Annotated in this window: 1 protein-coding gene; it reads right to left on the bottom strand. The window is 65.2% G+C overall.

Going from position 1 to position 422, the window contains the following annotated elements; genetic code table 11:
• Positions 1-422: Smr/MutS family protein (locus B4F73_RS04355; RefSeq protein WP_290482589.1), on the bottom strand; the 422-nt coding region annotated here is incomplete at both ends.

Below are 422 nucleotides of genomic sequence, written 5' to 3'. Positions count from 1 at the left end.
GTAAAACGCCCCCGAGCCCCCATGACGCGCATGCGCCTCTGAATAGCCCGACACAAGATGACTGGCCGACGGTCCCTGAACCCAATCCAGGAAATTCCGACGCAGAACCCCCTCGCCCCCGCGCCCTTTACCTGTAATCACCAACACACAGCGTGCGCCCTCGGCCCGGCTGCGCTGCAGGAAACTTCCCAGCATCGCTTCGGCAGACGCCTGAGTATGGCCGTGCAGGTCGATCTTTCCGGCAAGTTCCAGCCGCCCGCGTTTGACGCGTTTCTCGCCTTTTCGGTCGGCAGCCCGCGCCGTGACCTTGGATTTCTCGGGGGCCCGGCCCGCCGCAGCGATCAATCCGGCAGCGGAAGACTTGCGGGCGCGGTTTGGCGATACCGGCTCGCCGGCTTCCAGCGCGCGCTCGAACTCTTCAA

It is taken from the genome of Hyphomonas sp. UBA3601 (assembly GCF_002375605.1).
Classification (GTDB): Bacteria; Pseudomonadota; Alphaproteobacteria; order Caulobacterales; family Hyphomonadaceae; genus Hyphomonas.
Note: the sequence above shows the minus strand (reverse complement) of the source record. Positions and strands in the feature narration are given on the sequence as shown.